The sequence below is a fragment of the Acinetobacter rudis genome (assembly GCF_000829675.1).
GTDB lineage: Bacteria > Pseudomonadota > Gammaproteobacteria > Pseudomonadales > Moraxellaceae > Acinetobacter > Acinetobacter rudis.
The window spans coordinates 26,166-52,490 of sequence record NZ_BBRX01000024.1; the positions used below are offsets into that span (position 1 = coordinate 26,166).

Consider the following 26,325-nt stretch of genomic DNA (forward strand, 5'->3'; position numbering starts at 1 on the left):
ATCAGTGACTATAGCGCAAACCAACCGAGAGTAATGAGTCACGACTATCTCCATCATCGGCTCTTAAGTCTTTAATTTGATAACTTACCAAGCCTGAAATCGTTTTAGTCAAACCCGCATTAATGCTACTACGACTACGCAAAGTTTGACTCTTGACACCGTACGCGTAACCTAAGCCTTGATGAAAAGATACAACTTCATTAAATTTATATTGGTAAAACAATGCTGTCGTACCAATCAGCTCATTATAATCACTATGTTTATGTTGAGCCTGATCTTCTAACTTACTAAAACGATAACCCGCACCGAGTTCAGCAGTTAATTCTTGCTGCTCCGATTTTAATAAATCAAATCCAGCACCTGCAGTCACTCCAAGCTGATATTCAAAACTACTACGCAGATCTTTATCCCCTTGCAATTTTAGATATTGATAAACGTGTTCTGAACTCAGAGGATTGCGATGCAATAATTTTCCATAAGCCATATAACGCTCTACATTCTTCGCAGCATCACTATCATCATTGGCTGAAACTGCTTCTGCCTTGATCTCCTGCCCCCAAATACCCGTTTGGCGCTGAAATAAAATTCGTGCAGCTAAATTTTCTTTGCTAGTCGATGAGCCATTCGAGCGGCTGCTATTGAGTAAATAACTGAGATCACCATCTAATCTATAAGTTTGGTTCTCTTTAATACTTATCTTCCCAACATCTGTCCGAGTCGGTCCTAAATCAGCAGCAATACTCAGTGTAGGTATCATTGCCATTAGGCTCATAATCGTTTTACGCATTGCAATAGATAACTCATTCACTCTTTCGTACTACATTTTAAAAGTAATATGTTGATCTTTGCAGTGTTAATTTAGATTCTTATTCAAATTTTTTCCAGTTGGTACAACAAATTTAAAAATACTTTTTCTGAAACAACCTTAACTATATTTTAAAAATCATTAAATGATGAACTCAGCTAAAGTAGAATTTTCCCAAAAATTAACGATTAGAAATTTTCAATATGATTTCAGCGCATCAAAAACCTTCATCAACTATTTATAGTTAATTTTAATAAATTAATTTAGAAACTTGTTATTATTTTTACTTGAAATATAAATTAAATAGTCTTAAAAAAACAACTTACCTTCACTCACACATTTAATATATTTATCTATTAAAAACTCCAGAAAAACATATCACAATGACTCTCGATTATAAAAATTCATCCCTCAATTCAATCATAAAAAATTGATAGACAAAAAGGAATATCTAAATGAAAAACAACTTGATTAAAGATTAACCACCAAAACATAATCTCAAATATGCTTTTACACAATCATTAAAACTAAAAACTCAACACATTACTTTTACTTAAATTTTTATAACGTTAGAACCACCAGTTATAGTAATCAAATATATTTAAAAGCAAAGTGCTCCCACTATATCCCACCCCAAATAAAGACTATACCCAGAGATTAAGAAAATTTCCCTTATTATGAGACGCGCTCATGAAGATTAATCAAATCATTATCATAAACTCATGTCTTATATTAATTATGGGCTTGCTATCAATTGATCTGTATAACCCCGCATTACCCGAAATGGCTAAAGTACTTAAGGTAACTGATGCTCAAATTCAATCACTGGTATTTTACTATTTAATGGGTTTTTCTCTATCACAACTTATCTATGGCCCTATATCAGATAAGAAAGGTCGAGTACCTGTGATTATCTTCTCTTTAACTGTAGCGGCTATTGCTCATTTTTTAACATTTTTTGCAAAGTCTTTTTCAACACTTTCAATACTTAGAACATTAACAGGTTTAGCTGCGGGTGGCTGCCCAGTAATAAGTCGAGCTATTTTAAGTGATACATTTAAAAATAAGATAGAACTTTCCAAAGCATTAACGATATTTTCTATGGCATCACAAGTATCACCAGCATTTGCTCCGATAATTGGTGGATATATCTCTACCTATCTAAAATGGAATTATAATTTTTTAGTATTATCGATCCTAATCAGCATAGCTACACTCTTTGTAAAATATACTTTAAAAGAAACAAATACCACGAGTAAAAGTTCGAGAAATACTTTTTCTAATTTTAAGATTCTTTTACAAGATTCAAAATTTATTACCTATAGTGTTATTTCTGCTATTTTATTTGCTATAACCATAGGCTATTTCACTGCGAGCCCTTTCATCATACAAAATGAGTATCGATTAAGTGCTAAACTTAATGGTTATTTGTTTTTTATTTACTCCCTAGGTATTGTTATTGGATCGTTTTTAACAAAAAAATTACTCAATTATATTTGCCCAGAGAAAATTTTAAAAAACTCACTATTTTTTCTTTGTTTTATAAGTGCTTCAACTGTAATTTTGAATTTAGTGCTAGATATTACTTCAATAATTTGCTTTTTGGTTTATGGCTTTCTTATTGCGCTGGGATGTGGTTTAGCATCCCCGCTTCTACTTGGCTTAAGTTTGCATTCACATTCACAAATTTCTGGAATTGGAAGCGCCCTACAAGGTACCTTAAAGATGGCTGGTGCTGCACTCTCACTTTTAGCTTTTTCACATGCCAACACTACATCCTCGACAGGATTAATCATTGCTTTTTGTCTAATGTCACTCATATGTTTTATGACTATCTTTTTTCTTCAAAAATCTAATATATAGCGAACTCAACAGCTACAATCACGATCAATAAAATTGCCACCAGCGCTATCACTCTTTAATGCTATATTTTTTAAAGTGACGTTTTGAACTGAACGTTCGATGATTATTTGAATTTTGCCTTAAGCACATTGCCTCGAAACCCCATAGCATTAAATCTTTTTTACTATTCTTTAAATATACTAAAGCCTTGATACAATATTTTTTATTCATGTATAGCTGTCTGATTGAGAATATCTAAGCCTAAAAGCTCAATTTACAGCCAAATAATGAGCTTTTATTCGCTCAAAAAACTACGTTATACAAAATAGCAGTGTGATCTATATGATTTATCAGTAAAAGCGATTGTTAGTTGGTGGCTTTTTTGCCTAAAATAGCCAACCATTAATGAGAACCGTTTTTTAGGTAGCTGACGCCATGACCTTTGTTGTCACTGAAAATTGTATTAAGTGTAAATATCAAGACTGTGTAGAAGTCTGCCCTGTAGACTGCTTCTATGAAGGACCAAACTTTTTAGTTATTAACCCTGACGAATGTATCGACTGCGCTTTGTGTGAACCAGAATGCCCAGCCAATGCCATTTTTTCAGAAGATGAACTGCCAGAAGGTCAAGAAGTCTTTATTGAACTCAATGCAGACTTGTCACAAAAGTGGCCAAACATCACGCAAATTGGTGATCAGCCTGCTGATCGCGAAGAGTGGAATGGCAAAGCAGACAAATTACAATATCTTGAGAAATAAGTCTGGCTCTATACTAAAGACCAGCTTCTGCTGGTCTTTTTTCTTGACATCTTTTCCCCTAAACGGGGGGCGATTCCTACTGCTAGACGCTTATGCCCTGAGAAACACTGTTTCCTAAGAAGTATGTTCTTAGCTGCGCTTACATCCCGGCGATTGGAACTTCCGCATTCACATTTCCATACGCTTATTCGTAAATCTATTCTACCTTTCGTACTGCTAGAGGTGATCTCACTACAGCTCGAACAGTTTGGCTGGTGAATCTTTCGCTGACTTCTTCAAACATGAGCCATGTGTTTACAGTGTATCCGGAGATACCGTTAGCAATCATCAAACAATATATTAAGCAATAACAAACACTTCATTAGCGTTGTAGCTAACACCAGTCGCTTATATCCTCACCCTGAACAGTGAGATTTTATGCTCCATTGGATAAAAATCTACAATTTCTTGCAAATTAAGGCTAAATCCTTTTGCAAACTAAACTAGAATAGCTTCTGCTTTCGTATGAGTTATAAATCTAACATGATGAAAATCTTGAAAGGTCTAACATTGATTGGTGTTGCCAGCATTGGATTGGCTGCATGTACAACTACTCCACAAAAAACACCAACAAATAATCAAAACAACCGCCTCCCTATTCCGCAAGAAAAAGTGATTATAGAGCAACCTCTTGCACCAAAGACTGTACCCACCTCTTATAATTACTGGCTCGCAACTGGTGATAATCGGGTTCGTGCACGTGAATACGAACGTTTCTTAGAACAAAATAACGTTGGCAATATCATTCCAAGCTTTGAACTCTTTAAAACTGCGCGCTCTTGGGAAAAATGTAATAGCAGTGAATATATGGTGCCTAACCGTGAGCTTTGGCAAAACCAACTCCCAACGCTAAAAGTGTTTAAATATTTAGTTGCGGCAAAAGTCTTAACTGATTTTGAAGTCACTTCAGTTTATCGTGATCTCACTTTAAATCAATGTGCTGGTGGTGCTCCATCTTCTCGTCACCTATTTAACTCAGCAATCGATTTTCGAATCGGGCCTGTTTATCCTCGTGCTGAAGATTATGCACATATTGAAAACTCTAAGTTTAAACTTTGCCAATTTTGGTCACAGTATGGACAAAGCTTTAATATGGGCTTAGGTCTTTATGCGACTGGACAAATCCATATAGATACACAAGGTTATCGTTCTTGGGGTCCAGATCTGACTCGCAATAGCTCAATGTGTCAATTTTAAACGACTGTTGCATGATGCCAATTCACCTTAATAATTGCACTCTGGCGCCAAAAGATTAAAATGCATATAGTTTTAATTGTGGAAAGTCATTATGCAACAACAGTGGTCTGAGATCGACACCTATATCGAATCTCATTTACTTCCTCAAGATCCTATTTTAAGCCAAACCGTACAGAATACTCATGACAAAGGTTTGGCTGAACACCTTGCCGTTGCCCCAAACCAAGGTATGCTTTTGCAAATGTTGATTCAGATGAATCACTGCAAGCGTGTATTGGAATTAGGCACTTTTGCCGCATATAGTACGATGTGGCTTGCACGTGCCTTACCTGCTGATGGTTATGTATTGACGATTGAAGGCCGCGAAGCCCATGCGCTTGTTGGCCAAGAAAACATTAACAATGCCAAACTCACCGTACCTGTAGAGCTCAAGATTGGTCGTGCTGCTGATGTATTACGTGAGCTGCCTGCAGACACAGCACCTTTTGACTTTATTTTTATCGATGCTGATAAGCAAAGTTATCCTGAATACATAGACCTATGTTTAGAGCATTCACATTCAGGAACGATTATCGTCTTAGATAATGTGATTCGTGCTGGAGATATTATTGATCCTGCTAACCATAAACCGAGCATTGAAGGTATTCGTGCTGCGTACAATAAATTGCAAAATCATCCTCAAATATTATCATGCACAGCGCTACAAACTGTAGGTTGCAAAGGACATGATGGCTTTGCGATCGCAATCGTCAAATAAGATCAGGTGCTGTTTGCCACAGCGATCAAGCAGCACCCCAAATCATTTTACTTTTATCCAACTTTTCCACCTAAACTTGATAAGAGTTATCCCCGTAAGTTGTTTGTAGTACTGTGGATAACTACAATAATCACACTTAACATACTGTTATTTATAAATTATGACAATAGGTTATTTATCAACCAACACGATTACAACCGATAAATCTTAGTTAATATTTCTTCAAAATAATCATAAAATCAGTGCAATTAAGTTGAAAAACTTTGCTCAAATATTAAGTGTATACACTAGATCTATCCTACAAATTAAATTAAAAAAAGGCGAACAATCGTTAATTAAATCACGATGATGTTCACCTTTTAGGGGAGTGTATGGATAAGCTATTTAACAACCAATAATGGTACTGTCGCGTGCCTAAAGATGGTTGTTGTCACACTGCCTAAGAAGAATTGATGAATTTTACTGTGGCTAAATGCTCCAAGTAAAATAAACTGAATTTGAAGTTGTTGCTGATAATCTAAAATATTTTCTGCAACATCGCCGTAGCGATATTCAACCACGACATCTAGACCAGCATCTTTTAAGAATTGACTTGGATGATTCAAAATTTCAGGATGATCACCGACATACAAAAGATGACACTGCAAATGTCCAAGTAAATCACTCTTGGCAACGCGTTCAAGCATTTTCTTACAAGTTGGTGAATCTTCATAGGCAAAAATAAATCGTGTTGGCGCTTTAAAGTTTTCACCAACAGCCAATACTGTACAATTTGCACCACGAATAAAGTTTTCAACATTACTGCCGATCGGTTTTTTTCTTTCTGCAGATTGCTCGCCAACGCGACCAATCACGACAATATCATCAGTTTCTAAAACACTAAAACTTTGCTCTAGAAAATCACCTTTTTCCTGAATTTGCTTAGGAATAATCCCATACTTTTCAGTGATCATTTCAGAAATATGCTGCAATAAGGTATTGCTATAATCCAGCGCCAATTCACTTTGTTTTTGCTCTAACTCTGCAAGCTCTTTTAATAGCATGGCATTGCTTTCAAAGCCAATTACACCGCTAATTTCACCCAAATGATAACTTGCAGGGTAATAATCCAAAATTTGTAACAGAACCAACTCGCGCCCAGTTTTTGTGGCTATCCAGGCAGCTGCTTCAGCAAGTGCATTAATACAGGGTGAGGAATCTATACAAGCGATTACACGGTTCATATTCACCTCTTCTTAGCTATAAGCTTAAGTATCGTTCTAACAATCTAATTATAGGGTTAAATTTCACACATCCCTATAGTCTAATAATTTAGCCACCAACTCAATATATTTTATACTTTTCATATAGTTTAATGGACTTAATCACGATAACGAATAAATCGTGCGGGGTTCCCTGCAACGATTTCACGCGTAGCAACATCTTTTGTAACCATACTTTGCATACCAACCACTGCATGTGCTGCAATACTTACACCATCTTTAACACCTACATGTGCGCCAAGCCAAACATCTTGACCAATTTCAATGCCCTGTGAGCGAACAGCTTGTTGATAGATCGGTTGATCAAGAGCCATGCCATGATCAAATGCATACAGATGACAGTAGGCTGCGATTCGTACTTGGTCATGCAAGATAATCCCCTTACGCCCACCATCTAATATACAGTGATGGTTAATCGCTACTTCACGACCAATTTGTAAGGGACCATGTAAAGTGCAGTCTGCTGCAATAAAAGTATTATCACCAATGACAATATCACGACCTGGTTCAGCAAAAATATGTGCTAAGGGTGAAATAAAACAGTTTTTACCAATATGTACTGTTTCCATTTCCATTAAATATTGTTGATATTCTTGTTGCCATTGTTCAGCCCATACACGATTTTTTGCTTTTAAACGCCAATATAACCATGGCATATAATTTAAACGATGTTGATGCTGAGCTCTGTATTTAAGTAAAATATCAGATTGATCTGTAACTAAACCTGTATCAGGTTGCATATTGGTCTGATCCATAGAACTTACTCAGGCTTTGGGTTCGCAAAGTTGGGAACGTCCGCGACTGACATCTTGTAAACGTAATGCAAAACTTGCAACTTGATCTTGTTGTAACTTTAGATCGACAATAATACCCTGCTCTACATACTGCTCAATATACTCGATATCAAGTTGTTTTAACTCATATTGTAAAATTGGCCATTCCGCGAAGCCACATTCAAAAGTGTATTCTTGTTTTTCAATGAGCTCTATTTTATTTGCTAACAAAATACATTGTCCAGCACAGCCTCCATAAGCCCGTACCAAACCACCTGTACCTAACTTGATACCGCCATACCACCGATTGACCAAGACGATTGTATTCGTCAACTCACGCCCTTCAATGGTGGCTAAAATGGGTCGACCAGCCGTACCAGAAGGTTCACCATCATCATTAAACCGTAATTGATGACCAATCTTCCAAGCCCAACATTGATGTGTCGTAGTGATATCTTTATGTAAAGCAAGAAAAGCTTTGACCGCCTCCTCACTGTCTACAGGAGCAGCAATTGCTTCGAAGCGACTTTTTTTTATTTCTTCTTCATAACGATAAGTGGTATCTAAAGTAAAAGGCATAAACACAACATATAAAAAAGCAAAAAGCGCGACTACTCAATATAATCGCGCTTTTTTTGGTTATACAACGAAATCGTCACCCAAATACACTCGACGAACCGTTTCATTGGAAAGAATCTCAGCTGGTGTACCTTCAGCAATTACAGCACCTTCACTTACGATATAAGCATGCTCACAAATCGCTAATGTTTCACGCACGTTATGATCTGTGATCAAAACTCCGATATCACGATCTTTGAGTGTCCGAATAATTTCTTTGATGTCACCAACTGAAATTGGATCGACACCAGCAAAGGGTTCATCAAGCAGCATGAATTTTGGATCTGCGGCCAAAGCCCGTGCGATTTCTGCACGGCGACGTTCACCACCAGATACACTCATACCTAATGAGTCACGGATATGTGTAATTTTAAAGTCTTCAAGTAAACGCTGTAATTCTTGTTCACGCTGCGCCTTGTTTAAGTCTTTACGTGTTTCCAAAATCGCCATGATATTATCAGCAATACTCAGCTTTCTAAAAATAGAAGCTTCTTGCGGTAAATACCCAATACCAATACGTGCACGTTCATGCATGGCTAAATCGGAAATATCAAGATCATCCAAATGAATCTCACCACGATCCATACGAACTAATCCAACCACCATATAAAAGCTGGTCGTTTTACCTGCACCATTCGGTCCAAGTAATCCGACAATCTGTCCACTTTTCATGCTAAAAGAGACATCTTTAACAACCCAGCGTTTACTGTAATTTTTCCCTAAGTGTTTAATGCATAAAACACGTTGTGGATTATTGCTCGATTGCATTAATCACGCGCTCCTGGGAAGGTTTTGTTTGTGGATGGTGGGATAACAATCTTCACACGACCGCCGTTGTTCTGTCCTGAACCTGCCCCACCACTCGCCTCTACATCACCTTTGTTCATGCTATATTTCAATGTATTACTACGGATACTCGCACCATTTTGATCAAGATAAGCATTGCCGCTCATATTGAGAATACCCGTTTCAGTGTTATAAATAATTTTTTGAGCTTCACCACGTGCTAAACCCTTGTTGCCATCCATTTGTTGCTGGAATTTAGCAGGAGAGCCCGTTGCAGTGACAATACGAACTTGTCTATTGGCATTAAACTGAGCAACGACTGAAGAGGCTTGAAGTTTCATGGTGCCTTGCTCGATCACAACATTTCCACTATAAGTCATTAAACCGGTCTTATCATTGAAAGTAGCGCTATCTGCTAACAATTCAACGCTTTGATTACGGTCAGACTGTAATGCAAAAACTGAAGCAGATGCACAGACCAGTGTTGTAAGCAACACACTTTTCTGAGTAAAGCGGGTCAATATATTAAAATGATTATTGTGGCGCATAAGTTCCTCGAATATTAGAAAAATCAAATTGACCCTGATTAAGATCTGCTTTTAATCCTTGACTTAAGAATAGACCACCTGGTGACTCAACACGTACTTGATGTTTGGTCTCTAGAGTACCCAATTCTGGATAGCCTATCAGCTCATCGGTAAAAAACTTCAATTGTCCTCCCACACTATTTTTAATAGCGCGGACATTGCCAGTTAAGACAACCTTTTCATTGTCATTAAAGCCATTACCTTGATCAGCACGAAAATTTATATCGACCTGATCATTACGGTACATAGACACATTAAGATTGATTAACTTAGAGGTTTTATCCTGTAAGTTCTGCTCCAGATGATCTACTTGAGCACGTACACTCACAATGCCTGTTTCATCTGTTTGTAAAAGTTGAACAGCATCAGCGGAATAAGTCATATTCCGCGCTGTATCCACTTTAAGTTTTTCATTTTTACCACTGTAGTAATAATAGCCCCCACTAATCAAGGCGATAATTACTGCAAGGGTATATAGTATGCGTGTATCCATAAATTGTAGATCACTTGCCTAGCGCAGACTTAAGACAGATTAATATGGGGCAGCCAAATATTTTTCAAGTAACTCTTGGTAAACATCTTTAGCAGTCAATAACATATCACAAACTTCACGTACTGCTCCACGTCCCCCCATCGCTTGGGTTACAAGATCAGCGCGTTTTCGAACCTCAACATGACCATTCGGCACAGTCACTTTCATACCTGCAATAGCAAAAGCAGATAAATCTGGCCAATCATCACCCATATATAGGCAATCTTCAGGACGTAAGTTTAGCTGAGCACATGCCTCTTTAAGTGCAGTACCTTTATCTTCTCGGCCTTGAAAAACCAGATCTACGCCTAAATCGCCCATACGCTTATCTACGATTTGACTTTTACGCCCAGTGATAATAATCACTTTCATACCCGCTTTTTGCACCAGTTTCATGCCTAAACCATCGCGAATATCAAAAGATTTTATTTCATCACCACTATTGGTCAAGCTAACAAAACCATCACTGAGAATACCATCCACATCAAGCACTAAAGCTTGGATATCACGTGCTTGTTCTAATAATACATAAGAAGACATGGCTTAACTCACCCCAGCTTGAATCAAATCGTGCATGCTAATCACGCCAGTAACTTTATTGTCTGCATCTACAACAACAAATTGACTAATTTTCTTATCGTTCATTTTTTCCAATGCTTCCACTGCACGAGCTTCCGATGAAATCGTCATCGGATTGCATGTCATCACTGAGGAAACAGGTAAGTTCACATCGAAACCTTGTTGTTTATCGATTAGACGACGTAAATCCCCATCTGTAAATATTCCCAACAATACGTTGTTTTCATCAACAACCGTGGTTACACCCATTCGTTTATTTGAAATTTCATATAAAACTTTATTCATTGGTGTATCTGGAGAAACTTTAGGTAAATCTTCGCCTGTATGCATTAAGTGTTTTACATGTAGCAATAAACGTTTGCCTAATGCCCCAGCTGGATGTGAGCGAGCAAAATCATCAGCAGTAAAACCACGTGCTTCGAGTAATGCCACAGCCAAAGCATCGCCTAAAGCCAATGTTGCAGTTGTACTTGAAGTTGGTGCTAAACCGAGTGGACAAGCTTCATTAATATCACCCAAGGTTAAGGCAACATCAGCATTTTTAGGCATTGGCCCGCTGTCATCTGCACTGATACTAATCAATGGAACTTGTAAGTGTTTGATCAGTGGCATCAACATCATAATTTCATCACTCTTACCTGAGTTTGAAATCGCAATCAGTACATCTCCACGCACCAACATTCCTAGATCACCATGGCCGGCTTCACCTGGATGCATAAAGAAAGAAGGTGTGCCTGTAGAGGCAAAGGTAGCTGCCATCTTACGACCAATATGACCTGACTTGCCCATGCCTGTTACAACTACACGCCCTTGGCACTGCAAAATAATCTGACAAGCACGATCGAAGCGTTCATCAATCTGGCCTGCAAGAGTATTTAAGGCATCCACTTCAACGCTTAACGTTTGTAATGCAACCTTTTGAAAATCTATTTGATTCTGTATATGCGGTAAATTCAAAATGGTGAACCTTAATTCGATACAATAGAGATAGAAATCTTTTCGACACATTCTAACATAGCAAAACTCACCTGCTCTTTTTTTAATGTATAAAATTCATTTGTATAGAAAAATTATTGATAAAACTTTATGAATAATAGTGCTTAGGCTATGATAGAGCACCTTTGTTAAAAACATCTAATGCCCATGCAACCATTCGTCCTTTATAACTCAGAGCAACGTAAAAAAGTTGAATTTGTTCCTCGCAAAGAAGGTCAAATCGACATGTATGTCTGTGGAATGACCGTTTATGACTACTGTCATATTGGACATGCTCGGGTCATGGTTGCGTTTGACTATATCGTACGTTTTCTACGGAGTCAGGGTTGGAAAGTTCGATATATCAGAAATATTACAGATATTGATGACAAGATCATCAAACGTGCAAAAGAAAACAATGAATCTATTCAGCAGCTCACTGCCCGCTTTATTCAGGCAATGAATGAAGATTCGGCCAATCTCGGCTGTGTAGCACCTGATGAAGAACCACGTGCAACTGACTACATCGACCAAATGCAAAGCATGATCGGTGACTTAGTTGAAAAAGATGCAGCATATGCAGCAAAAAATGGCGATGTTTATTTTCGTGTAGAAAATTTTGATCGTTATGGTCGTCTATCAGGTCGTAAACTTGATGATATGCAGGCAGGTGCTTCAGATCGTGTAGATGTAGAAGTTGATAAAAAGCATCCTTTTGACTTTGTGCTTTGGAAGCATGCCAAAGAAAATGAACCGTTTTGGCCATCTCCATGGGGCAAAGGTCGTCCAGGTTGGCATATTGAATGTTCAGCAATGTCGACTTGCTGCTTAGGCAATCATTTTGATATTCATGGGGGTGGTTCTGACCTACTCTTCCCTCACCATGAAAATGAGATTGCACAAAGTGAGGCTGCAACAGGCGAACAGTATGTAAACTACTGGATGCATGTTGGCTTTATCAATGTCGATGGTGAAAAAATGTCGAAGTCTCTCGGCAACTTCTTTACTATTCGTGACGTGATGGATAAATTCCACCCTGAAGTGATTCGCTATTTTATTGTCTCTTCGCATTATCGCAGCCCAGTAAACTTCTCTGATGTTGCACTTAAAGAAGCAAAAACAGCACTTAGTCGCTTCTATCATGCATTTAAAGCTTACCAACAGGTTTACGGTGAAGAAGTAACGACTCAGGTCGATCAAGCACTGCTTGAGCGCTTCAATAGTGCTATGCGTGATGACTTTAATACAGCTGAAGCGCTAGCCGTATTGTTTGAAGTTAGCAAAGAACTTAACCGTGCCATCAAAGAACAAGCTGCTGATCAAGCAGCCAGTTATTATGCGACATTACGTCATTTGACTGATATTTTAGGTTTGGTACAGCACCCTGTTGATGAGTTTCTTAAATCAGATATTGGTCAAACGGCTCTTGCCCTATCTGAAGATGATATTGCAGACCTGATTCAACAGCGTCAAGACGCGAAAAAAGCGAAAGACTTTGCTAAAGCAGATGAAATTCGCCAGTCACTATTGGCCCAAGGTGTCGTTTTAGAAGATACCCGCCAAGGTACTGTTTGGCGCCGTGCTGATTAATTCACCACTTAGCAGCATATAGAGTTGACAGTTTAATGAAATTCTCTATAATGCCACGTATTGCGGGAATAGCTCAGTTGGTAGAGCATAACCTTGCCAAGGTTGGGGTCGGGAGTTCGAGTCTCCTTTCCCGCTCCAGAATACGAAAAGCCCTTATCTTTTGATAAGGGCTTTTTTTATGTGGGGTTATTCATATTCAAATGTCTTGGGATCAATGCATTTTAAGATGGATCAGTCAAAAGATCTCGCTGTGAATGACGCGTTAAATAGCGATAGCTTTGCAAGGTCAATAAAATAGCAGCCAAACAAATCCCTCCTGTCAACACCATCCAAATCACGTTAACATTGGCCTCTGTCAGTAACCACCCTTTCACTCCCATAAAATAACTCATGGGAATAATAATGAACCAATAACAAAATAAAATCACAAATAGAGGCTGCATAAACTGCTGCAACCCTCGTAACACTCCTGAAGCAACCGTTTGTAAAGCATCAAAAATTAGGAAAATAGCCACAAAAACCATGAGTGCATTTGCAATGTGTAATACCTCTGCATCTTGGCTAAACAAAGCGGTAATTTGCGCTGAAAAGCCAAATAACAGACCAGAAGTCAAACTTACATAAATCAGCGTAATCACTGCCACAGCAAACCCTGTCGCCATTTTACCTTGTTGTTGATCTATTGCTGAAAAATAAGAAATTCGAATCGTGGTTGCACTACTGATTGCAATAGGAATCATTATAAGCAACATCGCAATATTAATGGCAATCTGATGTGCCGCAATTGTTTTCGCTCCCAGTTGTGAAGCAAAAAATGCAAGTGTTGCTAAAGCTAAAATTTGCAGCACTAGAGTTATACCAATGGGTAAGCCTTGTTTTAATAACGCTAAACTTTCGCTAAAGCTTACGCTTGTAGAATTCATTTTCAGCTCAGGCACAGCTTTAGCCACAAATTTATACATACAAAAACAAGCAATATATGCACTTATTGCCGTTGCCAAGCCTGTTCCTGCCCCACCCATTTCCGGAACGAATCCAATACCATTGACCAGCACAATACAAAGTAAAACATCACAGAGTAATAAAATAGCATAGGTCAACATAATCGGTTTCAGTGTACAATGACCTTCACTAATAAAGCGAAATAATGTCATATACACTAATCCTGGCACGGCAAAAGCAACAAAGTGGAGATACTGCTGAGTAATCAAAGCAACTTGTGGATTTTCAATAATACTCGGACTTAAAAATGCCAAGAGATGAATCAAGAGAAAACCAAATATAGACAATAAACAGGCAACCTTTTTACCTTGCTGAATCAGTACTCCAATTTCTTGGGATGTCCCTTGTTGCATGGCTGAAATTTTAGGAACCAATACATATAAGATACCTGTAAATAAGATAAATACAGGGGTCCATATATTACTTCCCAAACCAATCCCAGCCAGATCAATATAATGATAACGACCTGCCACCATGGTATTCATTACGCCTAATGATGCCTGGCAAATTTGTATTAACATTAAAGGCAATGCCAGCTTTAACACGGGTAAGCAAATATCGTTTAACATTTTCATAGGGTTCAATTCTTTAAGTCTAAATAAGCAGGAAGAAAGTAAAGTGCAGAATTAATGCTTCTTTTCTAAACGCCAATACCCTTTGATATGATTATTTTTTCCTGTGAGTTTGCGCTCATTACGGAAATAATGACGGACTTGCTTCGCCGCATTATTTTCTAAAGCTCCCCAGACCTGATCCAAGTGAGTAAACGTACTCAACAACTCAATGGTTTTTTGCCCTTGTTGTTCAACGGCGACTGTGATTTTTCGGATATCCGTTTTTTCAGGGAATCGATACGTCGCAAAGTATGCATAATCAACAGCATCAGCACAGAGTAAAATAACGATGGGTGGAATGGGGTTTTTCCAAAAATCTAAAATACCCGCAAGGGCAGGAAATGCAGTCTCATCTGCAATGAGAACAGCTTGTCCTGTATGTAAATGGTCGTGTTTATCATCAGTCTCTGTACGGCTAGAGATTAAAGTCCCTTTGCTCAACTGTTGTACCCACTGACTGCCTGGACTACTGCCATGTGTAAAGACATCAACATAACCATAGTGTAAATCTTGCGCATCAGGGTCCAAATCAAAAGCCTGTCTCAAAGTATATAAGCGTATATCTTTGTTCATATTTTCTAATAATTTTTGACGTTTCTGTGCAGATAAATGCTTCATGAGCCATAAGAATCCACGATCAAATAAATTTTTAACGATGCCACTTTGCGTGGCTGTACTCTGTGGGACTACTGGTGCTTTTTCCAATACTTTTAAAATAAAACCATAAGCATATCCAGCATAATAAGCAGGAAATGCGGTCTGACTTTTAATGGTCAATCGAGTAATGTTTGGACTAATCTGTGCTTTCTCAATGACTTCAAAAAACTGCTTGGCATTGTTGCTAAATTCAATTTTTTGCTTGGCAAATGAGTTATATGCCAAATATAAAATTTGCTCTTCTAAGTCCCCTTTCAATTCAAACTGAATAAATAATTCTTGTTGAGAGGGTGAGGATGGTGCTTGGGTATGCAGCAGAATGCCTTCTTCATAAATATCAGCAATTAAAGCCCCATGAATTGCATTGTTTTTGCCATAAGTCTGAGCAATGATCAGTAGCTCTTTATGATGATCTTGATTCACATGATCCATAATATCAAGCTTACGGTCTTGGTCTTTAATCGTGGTGAATGGTTTCATAACGCTGCCTAAATATCTCAGATAAAACGAATCGAATGATGAAAACTAGGTGAGAAATTCAATCTCAGTAAATAACTAAGATGAAGTAAATGATTGCTGATCATCAGCTGGCAAAATCTTCCATACCAAAACCGCGACAGCCAAAGCACAAATAAATGTCAAGATAACGACTGCGGTATAACCGATATACTGAGCTAGACTTAAGCCGATTGCCGAATAACTAAAGCCCATAAAAACAATTAAACTAAGCTGCAGACTAAAAAATGTTGCTTTGGCAGGCATCGTTGCAGCACGGTCCATAATCAGAGTGGAAAGTGTTGCCATCAGCCCAGGGTTTGCAATGAAATAGCCAAAAATTGCTAAATATACCAATGGTTTTGAGGTATAACCCAAGGTTAAAGGGATAAAAAGTAATAGGGTGAAAGCTTGCATCAGAGTGAAGCCGATCAATGCTTTTTTACGTTGTAATCGATTGATCAATAGCGTGGCAAGAAATGCGGATAATATACCAACGATAGAACCAAAGACCTTCGTTGCAAAACCAATATCTGCCAATGACCATTTTGCATCGACCAATAATGGATTTAAAATACCAAACACAGCAGTAAAGCCTATTGGGTAAATAAATAACAGGATAAACCAACGCCAATGTTTAGAGATAAAGACCTTAAGCTGTAAACCAATACTTTTAAATTGCGCAGCAATATGATGATGTGGATTGCTATAGACATCCTGAGGTTCGCGATAAAATAGTAATTGAACCCAAGTGATTAAAGTCAGTAACGCAAGAACATTGAACGCCCCTTCCCACTGCAACCACGGATATAAGATTAAAAGCAAACCTCCCCCAATAATATTACCCATTAAATTGCTGGCATATTGAATACTATTGGCAAATTGGCGTTCTGGTGCTTCGAAAATCTTACTGGCTAAACCATCAAGAGCAACATCTTGAATACTCATAAATAAGGTGTAGACAATAAATAAAATTAAGATGATGGAAAACTGATTTTGAATATCAAGTCGACCACAAAGCACCAGCAATAACACCATAGTCAACTGTGCAAAAATGAGCCAGCTACGGTATTGCCCCTGAGTAAATAAACGAAAACTATCGACAAAAGGGGCATATAAAATTTTACCCAGCATTGGTATTGCAATAAGATTTAATAACGCCAATTGATTCAGGGCTATTCCACTTTGTCTTAAAATGGCAAATGCAGCTGACATAATAAATGCCACACCAATGTATTGCGTGGTATACGCGCTAATCAATAAGCCCCAAGGCTTTGACGTCTTATTCATTTGGCAATGGCCCTATTCCTATTCAAATCTTGTTTATTTTAGAAATCAATTTGCATGGATAATTTATAAGTACGTGGGTCACCACCTACACCAACATAACCATTCCATACACCTGCCCAGTGTTTTTTATCGAAGACATTGTCAACACCGCCACGGAAGACCACATTATGTTTGGCAATTTGCGTAGCATAGCGCCCGCCTAAATCCATCACGAACCACGCTGGAATTTTCTGTGTATTGGTATCATTGGCGTACAAGCTTCCGGTATAAACTGTATTGGTGGTTAAAGTGAGGCCTTCTACTGCTTGTAGATCCCATTCCAGACCCAAGTTAGATTGCCAATGTGGAATCCCTTTGACATCGCGACCATTTAAAGCACCATCAGCAGTTTTTTCCCATTGCGCTTCTAAATAGGACACCCCACCCAATAAGCGCACATCAGGCAAAATTTCACCTGCCGTTGTCCACTCAATTCCTCGGTTACGTTGCTCACTTTCACTATAGTTACGCTGTGCATCTTGCATTAAGGCATTTTTAGTAATTTGGTAGATACTCAGAGTATTTTTAAAATTATTCATCTCCCACTTTGTGCCAATTTCATATTGTTTGGATTTATATGGCTTCAAGGTTCTTTCAGCAATCAGTGGGTTACTTGGGTCTGTAATGGTGTCGCCTTGAGACAAGCCCTCAATATAATTTGCATATACCGCCAAGGAGTTGTCCCATGGTTTAACGACAAAACCTATCATTGGGGTGACTGCACTTTCGTCATAATGTGGACTGCTTGGAGCACCATTTAAAATGCTATAACTTTGAGATTCTACATTTTGATGACGCACACCTAAGGTGAGCTGATATTTATCATCTAACGTTGCTAAAGTATCTGCTACAGCAAAACTGGTCAGTGTAGTATCTGAGGTTTTAGGTACATAAGTCGGTGTGGGTGCATTCCATGTTGGCCGACTTGGACGATAAATATTGGATGCCCAAGGCTTACCCATGGTCAATCCCATATGTGTCTTTTGATCCAAGGTATTTGCGCTGATCACCAGATTATGTTTTATCGCACCTGTAGTGAATTTACCGCGCACGCCCAATTCACCAGCATCAACATTGGTTTTATTGGCATTCATCCGAGATACAGCCATATAATCGCCATTTGGCTGTGCTGCATTGCCTAAAGCATTATTGGCAATCACCCCCGCACCATCTTGGTGTTTCGTTCCTGCTGAAAGAAATGCTGTCCAATCTGGGGCAAAATCATATTCTAAATGCCCAATGACACCACGTGTTTTACTATGTGAATAAGCACCAGGTTGATGATTCAACTTAGAATCAGGTGCCTTAGGAACAACAGAGGTCGCAAAGGACACCATCAGTGGTTGAGCACCGTTGAGTTTTTCATTGATGTCGTATAGATCTAAACTGCCACGGAGTTTTTCACCCTTATAATCGAGTGCAATCGCACCGAGATAACGATTTTCCTCTTGTCCATCTAGAGCTGTATCTCCATAGGATTTTAAAGCGTTGACACGTACACCAAAGCGATCCTCATGACCAAAACGACGACCAATATCAATATGTGCACCAAAAGTTGCATCAGACTCATATGTCGTCGTTAAACGTGTAATATCCTCAGCTGTTGCTCGTTTAGGCACCACATTAATCACCCCACCCACAGCCCCACCAATCGACATCCCATTGAGTAGTGCACTGGTGCCTTTAAAGACATCGATACGTTCTAAAAACTCTGTCGGTACACGGTTGTGTGGCAATAAACCAAATAATCCATTCCAAGCCAACTCATGGCTTTGAGTATATAAACCACGGATATTGAAATATTCTCCAATACCCCCTTTGGAAAATACACTTCGAACAGAAGGCTCACTTTTCAGCGCCTCAGCAACGGAGGTCGCTTGCTGATCTGCAATATATTTTGAGGTATAGCTGGTAATGCTAAATGGCGTGTCCATATCGGATTGATCACCGAGCATACCCACTTGACTGATTTTACTGATTTGTCCACCCGATAAAGTTTGTTCAGCATCAGCCGTGACGACTATTGTTGGAAGTGTGACTCTTTCAGTGGCTGCTGTGTTTAACTGATCTCCCTCTTGAGGATAACTTGTTTCAGTCCCATTCCCCGCCCAAATAGATTGTGTAGAAAGTAAAGCTACACTGATAAACAAAACAGATCTTTTAAACGGATATGGACTATTCATGTTGCGCCTTGGAGAGAAAAGTGACTATTTAGGCTAGGAATACTATCAAGAATCATTCTCAAGTAATAAAACAATCCGCAATATATTCATAAAATCAGGAAAGCAATTGATTTAATTGAATTATCATTAAATTCATCAGCTCGAATACATCAGATCTAAATTGACATTTTTTCACGTGTTGTTATTTTTATAAAGAAAATGATTCTCATTTAAATATACAAAATATTCATGATTTAATTTATCAACCATTTAAGCAGCGCTATGAACAATACCTCCAAGACTCATCTTTTTTGCGTGCCATCTGCTGGGAGCAGTGCCTCAATCTTTGCGGCATGGGATAAAGTCTCTACGGATTCAATACGCGTCATTGCACTTGAGTACCCCGGCCATGGACGCAAGATCCAACAGCCACTTAGTCATGATCCTGACTTTTTAGCAGCGCATTTTGCGACAGAGATTTTAGCGTATGGAGACGTACCTTATGCCTTATTTGGTCATAGTGTTGGGGCCTCTCTCATTTGGCATATTGAAGCAAAACTCAAATCCCTCCATGCACATCATGATTTACTTTTAAAAATTGTCAGTGCCCGTCCTGCCCCTGATTTTCAACAGTCTATTCGTCATTATGGACAAATGACTGATGCGCAAATTATCCAAGAACTCAAGCTCTACAATAATTTTCCAGACGAAATCCTAAATAATGCGCATGCACTCAACTTTTTTCTGCCAATTATTAAAAATGACTTTCTTTTAAGTGATCAGATGTGCTGCAAAGCTCCCAATAAAAGCACTGCAGCACTGATCAGTATTTATGGTCAAGATGATCCTTATCTTGATCATCCAGCTGTAATGGATGGATGGCAAAAATATTCAGAACGATGGTTAGGCACATATCGCTGTGAAGGAGATCATTTCTATTTCCTCCGCGCAGATGTACTGAAACAAACCTTACATATTATTGAAAATAATATATTTTCAATCATGCAAAATACTTCAGTATGATGCTAAGCATTGTGCTCCTTCATGCCCAATCTCATTAGGGTGGACATCACGATGAGTCACGATCAAATGCCCCAGCCAGAGATCAACGTGCAAGACATTTTTGCCAATGGTGATCTCGAATACACTGTTGTGCAAACCCCATCACTCACCTTACATCGAATAAGACTACATCAAACAACAGCAGAGAATATTGAACATTACTATCAGCAATTTCATATTGATCAACCACCTCAAGTCGCCAAAGCAAGTCTGAAACGCCAATGTGAATTTTTTATAGGACGTTTAGCTGCCAAATTTTCCTTATTGGGTTTAGGTGAATATTCTTCTTTTATCATTCACAAAGACCACAAAGGTGCACCAATTTGGCCGCCACATATTACAGGCAGTATTAGTCACAGTATGCTCAGTCATAGCTGTGGGGTAGCAATTGCAACAAGCTTATTTAATCCAGCCACAAAAGGCGCTCCAGCTGCATCCCATCCAGATCAACCACGCCCAATGGCAAAAGTCATGGGGATAGATATTGAAACCACACAACATATTGATATTTTTAATAACAATCCAAGCATGCTAAACAGCTTGCTCAGTCAACAAGAATATAAATTTTTAAAAAACGTGTTTAAAAACATGCCTGAGATTTATCTCATTCTGTTTTCAGCTAAAGAGAGTCTGACCAAAGCCTTATACAGTAAATATCAACAATTACTTTACTTTAAGGCCATGCATTGCATTGCCATCTGTCCCTATACCCAAACACTGACCTTTTACATTCCTCAACTCGTAGCTGAGCAAAAAATTAAAGTCCATTTTCTTCGATTTGAACATGAAGTTTTAACTTTTTGTTGTCTTGAATCATGAACAAACTATACTCACAGAGAATCACAGCTAATGTTTAAAAATGACTTAATAGATATTTTGATTATTTTAATTATTTCAGCCGTGATTTCTTCTATTGTCTCCACGCTATTGATCTATTTTTTGTATTAAGGCACGCCGAATAAAAATGCATATCTTCATTTATGCCGCTTCCTATATCGACACGATCATCTGATCTATGCTGCGCCCTCACCCTTGGCCATGAGTGAGGGATTTACACAAAATTAGACATGGCTTTTAGCTTTAAAATCCTGATAAAAATGGCCGCATTTTTTATAAAATTTTTCTCTAAAACAGTGATATAACATGGCTGTTTTTTCCTGAAGTTCAATGATTCCTTGTGCTTCGAGTGCAATATCCTCTCGGATTTTTTCATACACCGACATCGTTTGATCTGGTTCCCCGACCACCTTTTCGGCCTGTGAATGTTCAAAAATAAGAAAACTGAGCATACGCATGACTGCACGAAAATGCCCTTGACCTACAGCTGCCTCACTCAGTAGCACGTGCCACCCTAAGTCATCCTGCTTCGCTGCATAGTACAAGCCCAAACGATCACGCTTTGCTTCATAAATTTCTAAGTAACCAACATCCTGATCATCAATTTGAATGATGTACAAATGCTGATGATCATCACAGTGCATCCGTTCAAAATAAACCGCCAATTCTAGTTCTGACTTATTGAGTTGCCATTGTGGAATGATGTGAGCTTGATGCATCCACTGTACCAGCAAAGGCAGATCTTGTGGCAACACAACATCCCTTAAACAATAAGATGTCTGGCCTTCAGCATAAGCAAAAAAACTCGGTAATGCTTTTGATATTGTCATCATGACAAATCACCCTCTTTTCGATACAACAGCAAAATTTAAAAAATAAAAAGGGATGCATTTAAAGCAAATACATCCCAATCGATCGACTAGTTCAAAGCATAATATTGTAACGGTGGGAAACCATTAAACTCGATCGAGCTATAGCTGGTGGTATAGGCCCCTGTGGAGAGCCAATACAAATGATCGCCAATTTCAAGTGATAGTGGTAGCTGATACTTTTTGTTTTGGTACATGATATCCATGCTATCGCAGGTCGGTCCTGCCAAAATGATGTCAGCACTCTGTCCTGCTTTTTGACAGATAATTGGATATTGAATCGCTTCGCCCAAAGTCTCGATTAAACCATTAAATACCCCAACATCTGTATAGATCCAGCGCTTTGCACCAGATTGTGGCCGCTGTGAAATCAATACCACTTCTGAGACTAAAATGCCCGCATTGCCAACCAAAGAACGTCCAGGTTCTAAAATAATTTGTTCGAGTTGATACGGCTTAAACATCTCCAGAGCTTGATTCATTTGTGTCGAATAACTAGAGAAATCTTCTGTTTGCTGTACATATTGCGCAGGTAAACCACCACCCAAATTCAACATTTTTAAATGAATACCATGTTCATGAATTAAGTGATCAAAAATTGCTTTGGTTTCTTTTAAAGCACTTCCCCACAGATCGATATTGCGTTGCTGTGAGCCTACATGAAAAGAAATACCATACGGCAGCAAACCGAGTTGCTGTGCATGGATAGCAAGTCGAATGACACTCTGCGCATTACAACCAAACTTTCCTGAGAGTGGCCAATCTGCAGTTTCAGAACCATCGATAGACAGTCTGAAGAACACTTTTGAACCTGGTGCATATTGAGCAATATTATTTAAATCTGCATCAGAGTCAGTCACATATAAGCGAATGCCTTGCTCATAAAAATATTGAATATCCGCACGCTTTTTGATGGTATTACCAAACGCCAAACGTGATGGATCGACCTGAAATGCCTGTACTTTTTTTAACTCATTGACCGATGCTAAATCAAAACTCGAACCGAGCCGACTTAAACGTTCAATCACTTCATTGGCTGGATTGGCTTTTAATGCATAATAAATATCAGCATTTGGAAAACCTTGTTTTAATTCTAAATATTTTTTTTCAACTACAGTTAAATCGAGAACTAAAAAAGGCGTTGCTTTACTTTTCACAAGATCATTGATGCGATCTGTAATATTGCTTTGAAAATAGTGCGGAAAATTCATTGTCATGTCTAAAATCTCTCTGTCCTATGCTTGAACTGTATTTTTACTTAAGCAATAACGTCTTCTGCTAATGGAGCAAACTCCTGATATGCAATGCGTTTTTCTACAGGGTAAACCTCTCTACCTAAAATACTGTTAATCATAATGGCATTGCGATAACAGCCCATCCCCAAATCTGGCACGGTAAAACCATGTGAATAAATCCCAATATTTTGAGCAAAAATATTATTTTGTTGATTCACGCTATAGTTCCAATTCAACTGAATACGCCCTTTACTGTCCCAATTGATGTAAGAATGAATCGGCTGCAAACAGTTAGGGATTTTGTATTCATAACCAATCGCGAGAATTAAGACTTCGCTTTGTAATTGAAAACGTTGATTGAGATCTGAATGGTTAAAGGTCAAATTAAGCTGCTGACCATGTTGCTCTACTGTTTGTAATGCACAATTTGGCATCATCCGCGTAGGTAGTGTTCTATGCAGTGATTTCTGATATAACAAATCATAAATTCGATTAACAAAACTCAACTCAATCCCTTTATATAAGGCATTTTGATCAGCAATGACTTGATCACGTTTATCTTGTTGTAGTGAATAGAAATGCGACGTGTAATCTGGTGAAGTGTATTCCAAGGTTAACTTGCCCAAATCCATAGAGAAAAAATGCGGGGCTTTGGTCAGCCAGTTGAGCTGATATTCATGCTGATCGATCTCTGAAAGTAAATCATAGTAAATTTCTGCACCGCTTTGTCCGCCCCCCACAATGGTGATTGATTTCTTAGTCAAATAAGATTTTTTATGACGTAAATAATCCGCACTAGAATGAATCTGTTCTGGAAATGCCTGACAAAACTGAGGAATGATCGGGGTTGTTCCTGTACCCAACACTAAATTTTTAGTACGAACGGAAATCACCCCTTGAGGCTGTTGCACCCGTACAGTGTAGAGCTTGCTGATCTCATCATATTCAACATGTTCCACATAACTTTTAAAGTGAACATTATCGAGTTGTGAAACCGCCCATTTGCAGTACAAGTTATATTCAGCACGTAAAATAAAGAAGCTTTCACGAATAAAAAATTGATATAACTTATTATGCACTTTTAAATAATTCAAAAATGAATATCGATTCTTTGGATCGGCAAAACTGACTAAGTCAGCAATAAATGGAATTTGCAAGGTGCTACCTTCAGGCATAATCCCAGAATGCCAATCAAACTCATCCTTAGTATCAAAAAACAGCGTGTTTAACTCAGCAAGAGGAGCACTAAGACAGGCCAAGCCCAAATTAAATGGCCCTACCCCAATGCCAACGATATCGTAAGTCGATTGTGTATTCATTTTTATTAAGCCTTATCCCAGTTCTTTTCTGTTGACTTTACCCACATGGGTATATTTAAAATCTGCAACTATTTCTATTTCATCAGGTATTTTGAAATGTGAAATATTTTTACTCATCAAAAAGTGACGTATATTTTTTAAGTTAATTTCATGATGTTCAGTTTTGGGAATAATGATGGCTTTGATCCGCTCTCCCAGAGATTCATCTCTGACTCCAATCACACAGACATCTTTAATGCGTGGGTGTTGCAAAATGAACTCTTCAACTTCACTCGGCGTAATTTTTTCTCCAGATCGATTAATCTGTTCTTTTTCACGCCCAGTCACGACAATATTGAGCTCATCATCTAAATAGCCAATATCTCCAGTTTTATAAAAACCATCTTCTGTAAATGAGCGTCGATTAATTTCCGCCAAATTGTAATAGCCATTAATGGTATAAGGCCCACGTGTTTGAATATGACCAATGGCATTGTTTGGCAAAGCCTGTCCATCATGATCCGTAATACGAATTTCATCTAAATGAGAGAGTTTTTTGCCTTGGGTTTGGATGGTAATTTGATCAGTGTCATCTAAATGTGTGAAATTCACCAAACCTTCAGCCATACCATATACTTGTTGTAATTTCACATTGAATATCTTAATGATCTGCTCAGCCAGAGAAGGCAATAACTTCGCACCGCCTACTTGAACAACGGCTAAACTGGACAAATCATAATCTGTAAGGCTTTCGGAATTGAGCCATAATGTTGCGATCGCAGGTACCAAAGAGACCTGTTGAATCTTATATTTCTCGATCAATTCAAAGCAGATCCGCGGATGTAAAACTCGACTCAAGATCACTGTTCCACCGGCATAAAACACCCCCAAGAAACCAGGTGAACTCATACAAAAATTATGCATCACAGGCAATACGACCAACTGCTTGGTTTCTGGATTTAAACCTGTCACTTCTACACTTTTTTTGATGGAATAAATATAGTCGGCGTGGGTGCGTGGAATAAGTTTAGGTAAGCCTGTTGTCCCACCAGACAATTGTAAAAAGGCGATATCTTCTGCTGTACTTTGTGCCTGTAAATCACTCTCGCTTACAACCTGTTTTAACTGCGGCAAAGATGCTTCCAGAGAATGCTGGCTTATAAGGGTGTCTCTAAACCACAGGTTAAAATTGGGTACTGAGAATGCATCACAGATCTCGCTTGCTGTCGGCTCATTGTCTGAAGCACACAGCTTGATCATGCCAACAGCACGACTCTGTCGTGCAATATTTTCAATTTCATAGGATCCATGCCCATGCAAGCAAAAAACGGGGCGTGCTCCAATGGCATATAATCCAAAAATCACAATAAAGACTTCAATCACATTCGGGGATTGCAACAAAACAAAGTCTGTTTCCCGAACACCCTTCTGCTTTAAGTAACTTCCATAGTGAATGGCTAAACGGTATAACTGCTGATAGCTCAGTTGTTTGTCATCCTGTATTGCAGCAATACGGTCTGTATAACGCAGTGCTAAATCTGCCAACATTTGAAAATGGGTTTGAGATTGCCAACAGCCTTGTTCACGATACTGTCTAGCTCTCGATTCGGGAAATGGAACATAACCCTGTTGAATATCTTGCTCTAAAAACATGACTGAATCCT

General features: G+C 38.5%; 24 protein-coding genes, 1 tRNA gene and 1 pseudogene. 8 read left to right on the forward strand and 18 right to left on the reverse strand.

The genetic code is table 11. The features are described 5' to 3' along the window. Window position 1: 1 nt before the first annotated feature. On the reverse strand, window positions 2-808 hold the full coding sequence (locus Aru01_RS06740) for a DUF481 domain-containing protein (protein ID WP_228128727.1): 807 nt from the start codon (window positions 806-808) through the stop codon (window positions 2-4). A gap of 687 nt (window positions 809-1,495) precedes the next feature. Here Aru01_RS06740 and Aru01_RS06745 point away from each other — a divergent pair. Continuing rightward, window positions 1,496-2,668 carry a Bcr/CflA family efflux MFS transporter gene (locus Aru01_RS06745; protein ID WP_016655700.1) on the forward strand — a complete coding sequence of 391 codons (1,173 nt, stop codon included), beginning with the start codon at window positions 1,496-1,498 and terminating at the stop codon, window positions 2,666-2,668. A 414-nt stretch (window positions 2,669-3,082) separates the two neighbouring features. After that, window positions 3,083-3,406, forward strand: a complete 324-nt coding sequence (gene fdxA / locus Aru01_RS06750) for a ferredoxin FdxA (protein WP_004279936.1) — start codon at window positions 3,083-3,085, stop codon at window positions 3,404-3,406. Between the two features lie 8 nt (window positions 3,407-3,414). On the opposite strand, the pseudogene Aru01_RS06755 reads toward fdxA, so the two are convergent. Continuing rightward, window positions 3,415-3,701, reverse strand: a pseudogene (locus tag Aru01_RS06755) (zinc ribbon domain-containing protein); the annotation flags it as partial. Between the two features lie 227 nt (window positions 3,702-3,928). Between Aru01_RS06755 and Aru01_RS06760 the strand changes: the two are divergent. Continuing rightward, window positions 3,929-4,642, forward strand: a complete 714-nt coding sequence (locus tag Aru01_RS06760) for a M15 family metallopeptidase domain-containing protein (RefSeq protein WP_040331102.1) — start codon at window positions 3,929-3,931, stop codon at window positions 4,640-4,642. 91 nt (window positions 4,643-4,733) lie between these two features. Continuing rightward, entirely contained in the window at window positions 4,734-5,399 is a 666-nt protein-coding gene (locus Aru01_RS06765; RefSeq protein ID WP_016655698.1) for an O-methyltransferase, read from the forward strand. 380 nt (window positions 5,400-5,779) lie between these two features. Here Aru01_RS06765 and Aru01_RS06770 read toward each other — a convergent pair whose 3' ends face one another. The 8 genes from Aru01_RS06770 to Aru01_RS06805 all read right to left on the reverse strand — a co-directional run bounded on the left by Aru01_RS06770 (window position 5,780) and on the right by Aru01_RS06805 (window position 11,478). Further along, on the reverse strand, window positions 5,780-6,622 hold the full coding sequence (locus tag Aru01_RS06770) for a universal stress protein (protein WP_016655697.1): 843 nt from the start codon (window positions 6,620-6,622) through the stop codon (window positions 5,780-5,782). 137 nt (window positions 6,623-6,759) lie between these two features. Beyond that, entirely contained in the window at window positions 6,760-7,416 is a 657-nt protein-coding gene (locus tag Aru01_RS06775; RefSeq protein ID WP_016655696.1) for an acyltransferase, read from the reverse strand. Window positions 7,417-7,425: 9 nt separating this feature from the next. Beyond that, the gene (locus tag Aru01_RS06780; protein WP_016655695.1) at window positions 7,426-8,013 is read right to left on the reverse strand and encodes an IMPACT family protein; all 588 of its coding nucleotides are present in this window, start codon (window positions 8,011-8,013) and stop codon (window positions 7,426-7,428) included. Window positions 8,014-8,073: 60 nt separating this feature from the next. Further along, window positions 8,074-8,820: an LPS export ABC transporter ATP-binding protein gene (gene lptB, locus Aru01_RS06785; RefSeq protein ID WP_016655694.1), complete on the reverse strand. Its 747-nt coding sequence runs from the start codon at window positions 8,818-8,820 to the stop codon at window positions 8,074-8,076. Further along, window positions 8,820-9,386 carry a lipopolysaccharide transport periplasmic protein LptA gene (gene lptA / locus Aru01_RS06790; RefSeq protein WP_016655693.1) on the reverse strand — a complete coding sequence of 189 codons (567 nt, stop codon included), beginning with the start codon at window positions 9,384-9,386 and terminating at the stop codon, window positions 8,820-8,822. The genes lptB and lptA overlap by 1 nt, the downstream gene beginning before the upstream one ends. Beyond that, window positions 9,373-9,918: an LPS export ABC transporter periplasmic protein LptC gene (gene lptC, locus Aru01_RS06795; RefSeq protein WP_016655692.1), complete on the reverse strand. Its 546-nt coding sequence runs from the start codon at window positions 9,916-9,918 to the stop codon at window positions 9,373-9,375. Before lptC ends, lptA begins: the two co-directional genes overlap by 14 nt. A 39-nt stretch (window positions 9,919-9,957) precedes the next feature. After that, window positions 9,958-10,497, reverse strand: coding sequence for a KdsC family phosphatase (locus Aru01_RS06800; RefSeq protein ID WP_016655691.1), 540 nt, complete (start codon window positions 10,495-10,497; stop codon window positions 9,958-9,960). A 3-nt stretch (window positions 10,498-10,500) separates the two neighbouring features. Further along, on the reverse strand, window positions 10,501-11,478 hold the full coding sequence (locus Aru01_RS06805) for a KpsF/GutQ family sugar-phosphate isomerase (RefSeq protein ID WP_040331154.1): 978 nt from the start codon (window positions 11,476-11,478) through the stop codon (window positions 10,501-10,503). Window positions 11,479-11,679: 201 nt separating this feature from the next. Between Aru01_RS06805 and cysS the strand changes: the two genes are divergently transcribed. Continuing rightward, window positions 11,680-13,101 carry a cysteine--tRNA ligase gene (gene cysS / locus Aru01_RS06810; RefSeq protein ID WP_016655689.1) on the forward strand — a complete coding sequence of 474 codons (1,422 nt, stop codon included), beginning with the start codon at window positions 11,680-11,682 and terminating at the stop codon, window positions 13,099-13,101. A 62-nt stretch (window positions 13,102-13,163) separates the two neighbouring features. Continuing rightward, window positions 13,164-13,239, forward strand: a tRNA-Gly gene (locus Aru01_RS06815). An 83-nt stretch (window positions 13,240-13,322) separates the two neighbouring features. Here the strand turns inward: Aru01_RS06815 and Aru01_RS06820 are convergent. From Aru01_RS06820 to Aru01_RS06835, 4 genes are all read right to left on the reverse strand, one after another. Continuing rightward, entirely contained in the window at window positions 13,323-14,678 is a 1,356-nt protein-coding gene (locus tag Aru01_RS06820; RefSeq protein WP_016655688.1) for an MATE family efflux transporter, read from the reverse strand. Window positions 14,679-14,729: 51 nt separating this feature from the next. Then, entirely contained in the window at window positions 14,730-15,854 is a 1,125-nt protein-coding gene (locus Aru01_RS06825; protein WP_016655687.1) for a siderophore-interacting protein, read from the reverse strand. Window positions 15,855-15,929: 75 nt separating this feature from the next. Next, window positions 15,930-17,159 (reverse strand): MFS transporter, encoded by a 1,230-nt coding sequence (locus tag Aru01_RS06830; RefSeq protein ID WP_016655686.1) that lies wholly within the window; start codon window positions 17,157-17,159, stop codon window positions 15,930-15,932. 38 nt (window positions 17,160-17,197) lie between these two features. Further along, the gene (locus Aru01_RS06835) at window positions 17,198-19,381 is read right to left on the reverse strand and encodes a TonB-dependent receptor (protein WP_016655685.1); all 2,184 of its coding nucleotides are present in this window, start codon (window positions 19,379-19,381) and stop codon (window positions 17,198-17,200) included. Window positions 19,382-19,642: 261 nt separating this feature from the next. Here Aru01_RS06835 and Aru01_RS06840 point away from each other — a divergent pair, with 261 nt between their 5' ends. Then, window positions 19,643-20,383 carry a thioesterase II family protein gene (locus Aru01_RS06840; protein WP_016655684.1) on the forward strand — a complete coding sequence of 247 codons (741 nt, stop codon included), beginning with the start codon at window positions 19,643-19,645 and terminating at the stop codon, window positions 20,381-20,383. 51 nt (window positions 20,384-20,434) lie between these two features. After that, on the forward strand, window positions 20,435-21,241 hold the full coding sequence (locus Aru01_RS06845) for a 4'-phosphopantetheinyl transferase family protein (RefSeq protein ID WP_016655683.1): 807 nt from the start codon (window positions 20,435-20,437) through the stop codon (window positions 21,239-21,241). 242 nt (window positions 21,242-21,483) lie between these two features. Here the strand turns inward: Aru01_RS06845 and fbsK are convergent, their stop codons facing one another. The 4 genes from fbsK to Aru01_RS06865 all read right to left on the reverse strand — a co-directional run bounded on the left by fbsK (window position 21,484) and on the right by Aru01_RS06865 (window position 26,314). Continuing rightward, the gene (gene fbsK, locus Aru01_RS06850) at window positions 21,484-22,092 is read right to left on the reverse strand and encodes an N-hydroxyputrescine acetyltransferase (RefSeq protein WP_016655682.1); all 609 of its coding nucleotides are present in this window, start codon (window positions 22,090-22,092) and stop codon (window positions 21,484-21,486) included. An 86-nt stretch (window positions 22,093-22,178) separates the two neighbouring features. Then, window positions 22,179-23,339, reverse strand: a complete 1,161-nt coding sequence (locus tag Aru01_RS06855) for a type III PLP-dependent enzyme (RefSeq protein WP_081407222.1) — start codon at window positions 23,337-23,339, stop codon at window positions 22,179-22,181. 47 nt (window positions 23,340-23,386) lie between these two features. After that, the gene (fbsI, locus tag Aru01_RS06860) at window positions 23,387-24,682 is read right to left on the reverse strand and encodes a putrescine N-hydroxylase (RefSeq protein ID WP_016655680.1); all 1,296 of its coding nucleotides are present in this window, start codon (window positions 24,680-24,682) and stop codon (window positions 23,387-23,389) included. Between the two features lie 12 nt (window positions 24,683-24,694). Further along, window positions 24,695-26,314: a (2,3-dihydroxybenzoyl)adenylate synthase gene (locus tag Aru01_RS06865; RefSeq protein ID WP_016655679.1), complete on the reverse strand. Its 1,620-nt coding sequence runs from the start codon at window positions 26,312-26,314 to the stop codon at window positions 24,695-24,697. Window positions 26,315-26,325: the final 11 nt, after the last annotated feature.

Coding starts and splice junctions, on each gene's coding strand:
- Aru01_RS06760 (WP_040331102.1), top strand. CDS start 3,929: ATGATGAAAATCTTGAAAGGTCTAACATTGATTGGTGTTGCCAGCATT.
- Aru01_RS06830 (WP_016655686.1), bottom strand. CDS start 17,159: ATGAATAAGACGTCAAAGCCTTGGGGCTTATTGATTAGCGCGTATACC.
- Aru01_RS06800 (WP_016655691.1), bottom strand. CDS start 10,497: ATGTCTTCTTATGTATTATTAGAACAAGCACGTGATATCCAAGCTTTA.
- Aru01_RS06820 (WP_016655688.1), bottom strand. CDS start 14,678: ATGAAAATGTTAAACGATATTTGCTTACCCGTGTTAAAGCTGGCATTG.
- cysS (WP_016655689.1), top strand. CDS start 11,680: ATGCAACCATTCGTCCTTTATAACTCAGAGCAACGTAAAAAAGTTGAA.
- Aru01_RS06845 (WP_016655683.1), top strand. CDS start 20,435: ATGAGTCACGATCAAATGCCCCAGCCAGAGATCAACGTGCAAGACATT.
- Aru01_RS06745 (WP_016655700.1), top strand. CDS start 1,496: ATGAAGATTAATCAAATCATTATCATAAACTCATGTCTTATATTAATT.
- fbsI (WP_016655680.1), bottom strand. CDS start 24,682: ATGAATACACAATCGACTTACGATATCGTTGGCATTGGGGTAGGGCCA.
- lptB (WP_016655694.1), bottom strand. CDS start 8,820: ATGCAATCGAGCAATAATCCACAACGTGTTTTATGCATTAAACACTTA.
- Aru01_RS06855 (WP_081407222.1), bottom strand. CDS start 23,339: ATGAATTTTCCGCACTATTTTCAAAGCAATATTACAGATCGCATCAAT.
- Aru01_RS06835 (WP_016655685.1), bottom strand. CDS start 19,381: ATGAATAGTCCATATCCGTTTAAAAGATCTGTTTTGTTTATCAGTGTA.
- fdxA (WP_004279936.1), top strand. CDS start 3,083: ATGACCTTTGTTGTCACTGAAAATTGTATTAAGTGTAAATATCAAGAC.
- Aru01_RS06840 (WP_016655684.1), top strand. CDS start 19,643: ATGAACAATACCTCCAAGACTCATCTTTTTTGCGTGCCATCTGCTGGG.
- lptC (WP_016655692.1), bottom strand. CDS start 9,918: ATGGATACACGCATACTATATACCCTTGCAGTAATTATCGCCTTGATT.
- Aru01_RS06775 (WP_016655696.1), bottom strand. CDS start 7,416: ATGGATCAGACCAATATGCAACCTGATACAGGTTTAGTTACAGATCAA.
- Aru01_RS06770 (WP_016655697.1), bottom strand. CDS start 6,622: ATGAACCGTGTAATCGCTTGTATAGATTCCTCACCCTGTATTAATGCA.
- Aru01_RS06765 (WP_016655698.1), top strand. CDS start 4,734: ATGCAACAACAGTGGTCTGAGATCGACACCTATATCGAATCTCATTTA.
- Aru01_RS06865 (WP_016655679.1), bottom strand. CDS start 26,314: ATGTTTTTAGAGCAAGATATTCAACAGGGTTATGTTCCATTTCCCGAA.
- Aru01_RS06780 (WP_016655695.1), bottom strand. CDS start 8,013: ATGCCTTTTACTTTAGATACCACTTATCGTTATGAAGAAGAAATAAAA.
- fbsK (WP_016655682.1), bottom strand. CDS start 22,092: ATGATGACAATATCAAAAGCATTACCGAGTTTTTTTGCTTATGCTGAA.
- lptA (WP_016655693.1), bottom strand. CDS start 9,386: ATGCGCCACAATAATCATTTTAATATATTGACCCGCTTTACTCAGAAA.
- Aru01_RS06825 (WP_016655687.1), bottom strand. CDS start 15,854: ATGAAACCATTCACCACGATTAAAGACCAAGACCGTAAGCTTGATATT.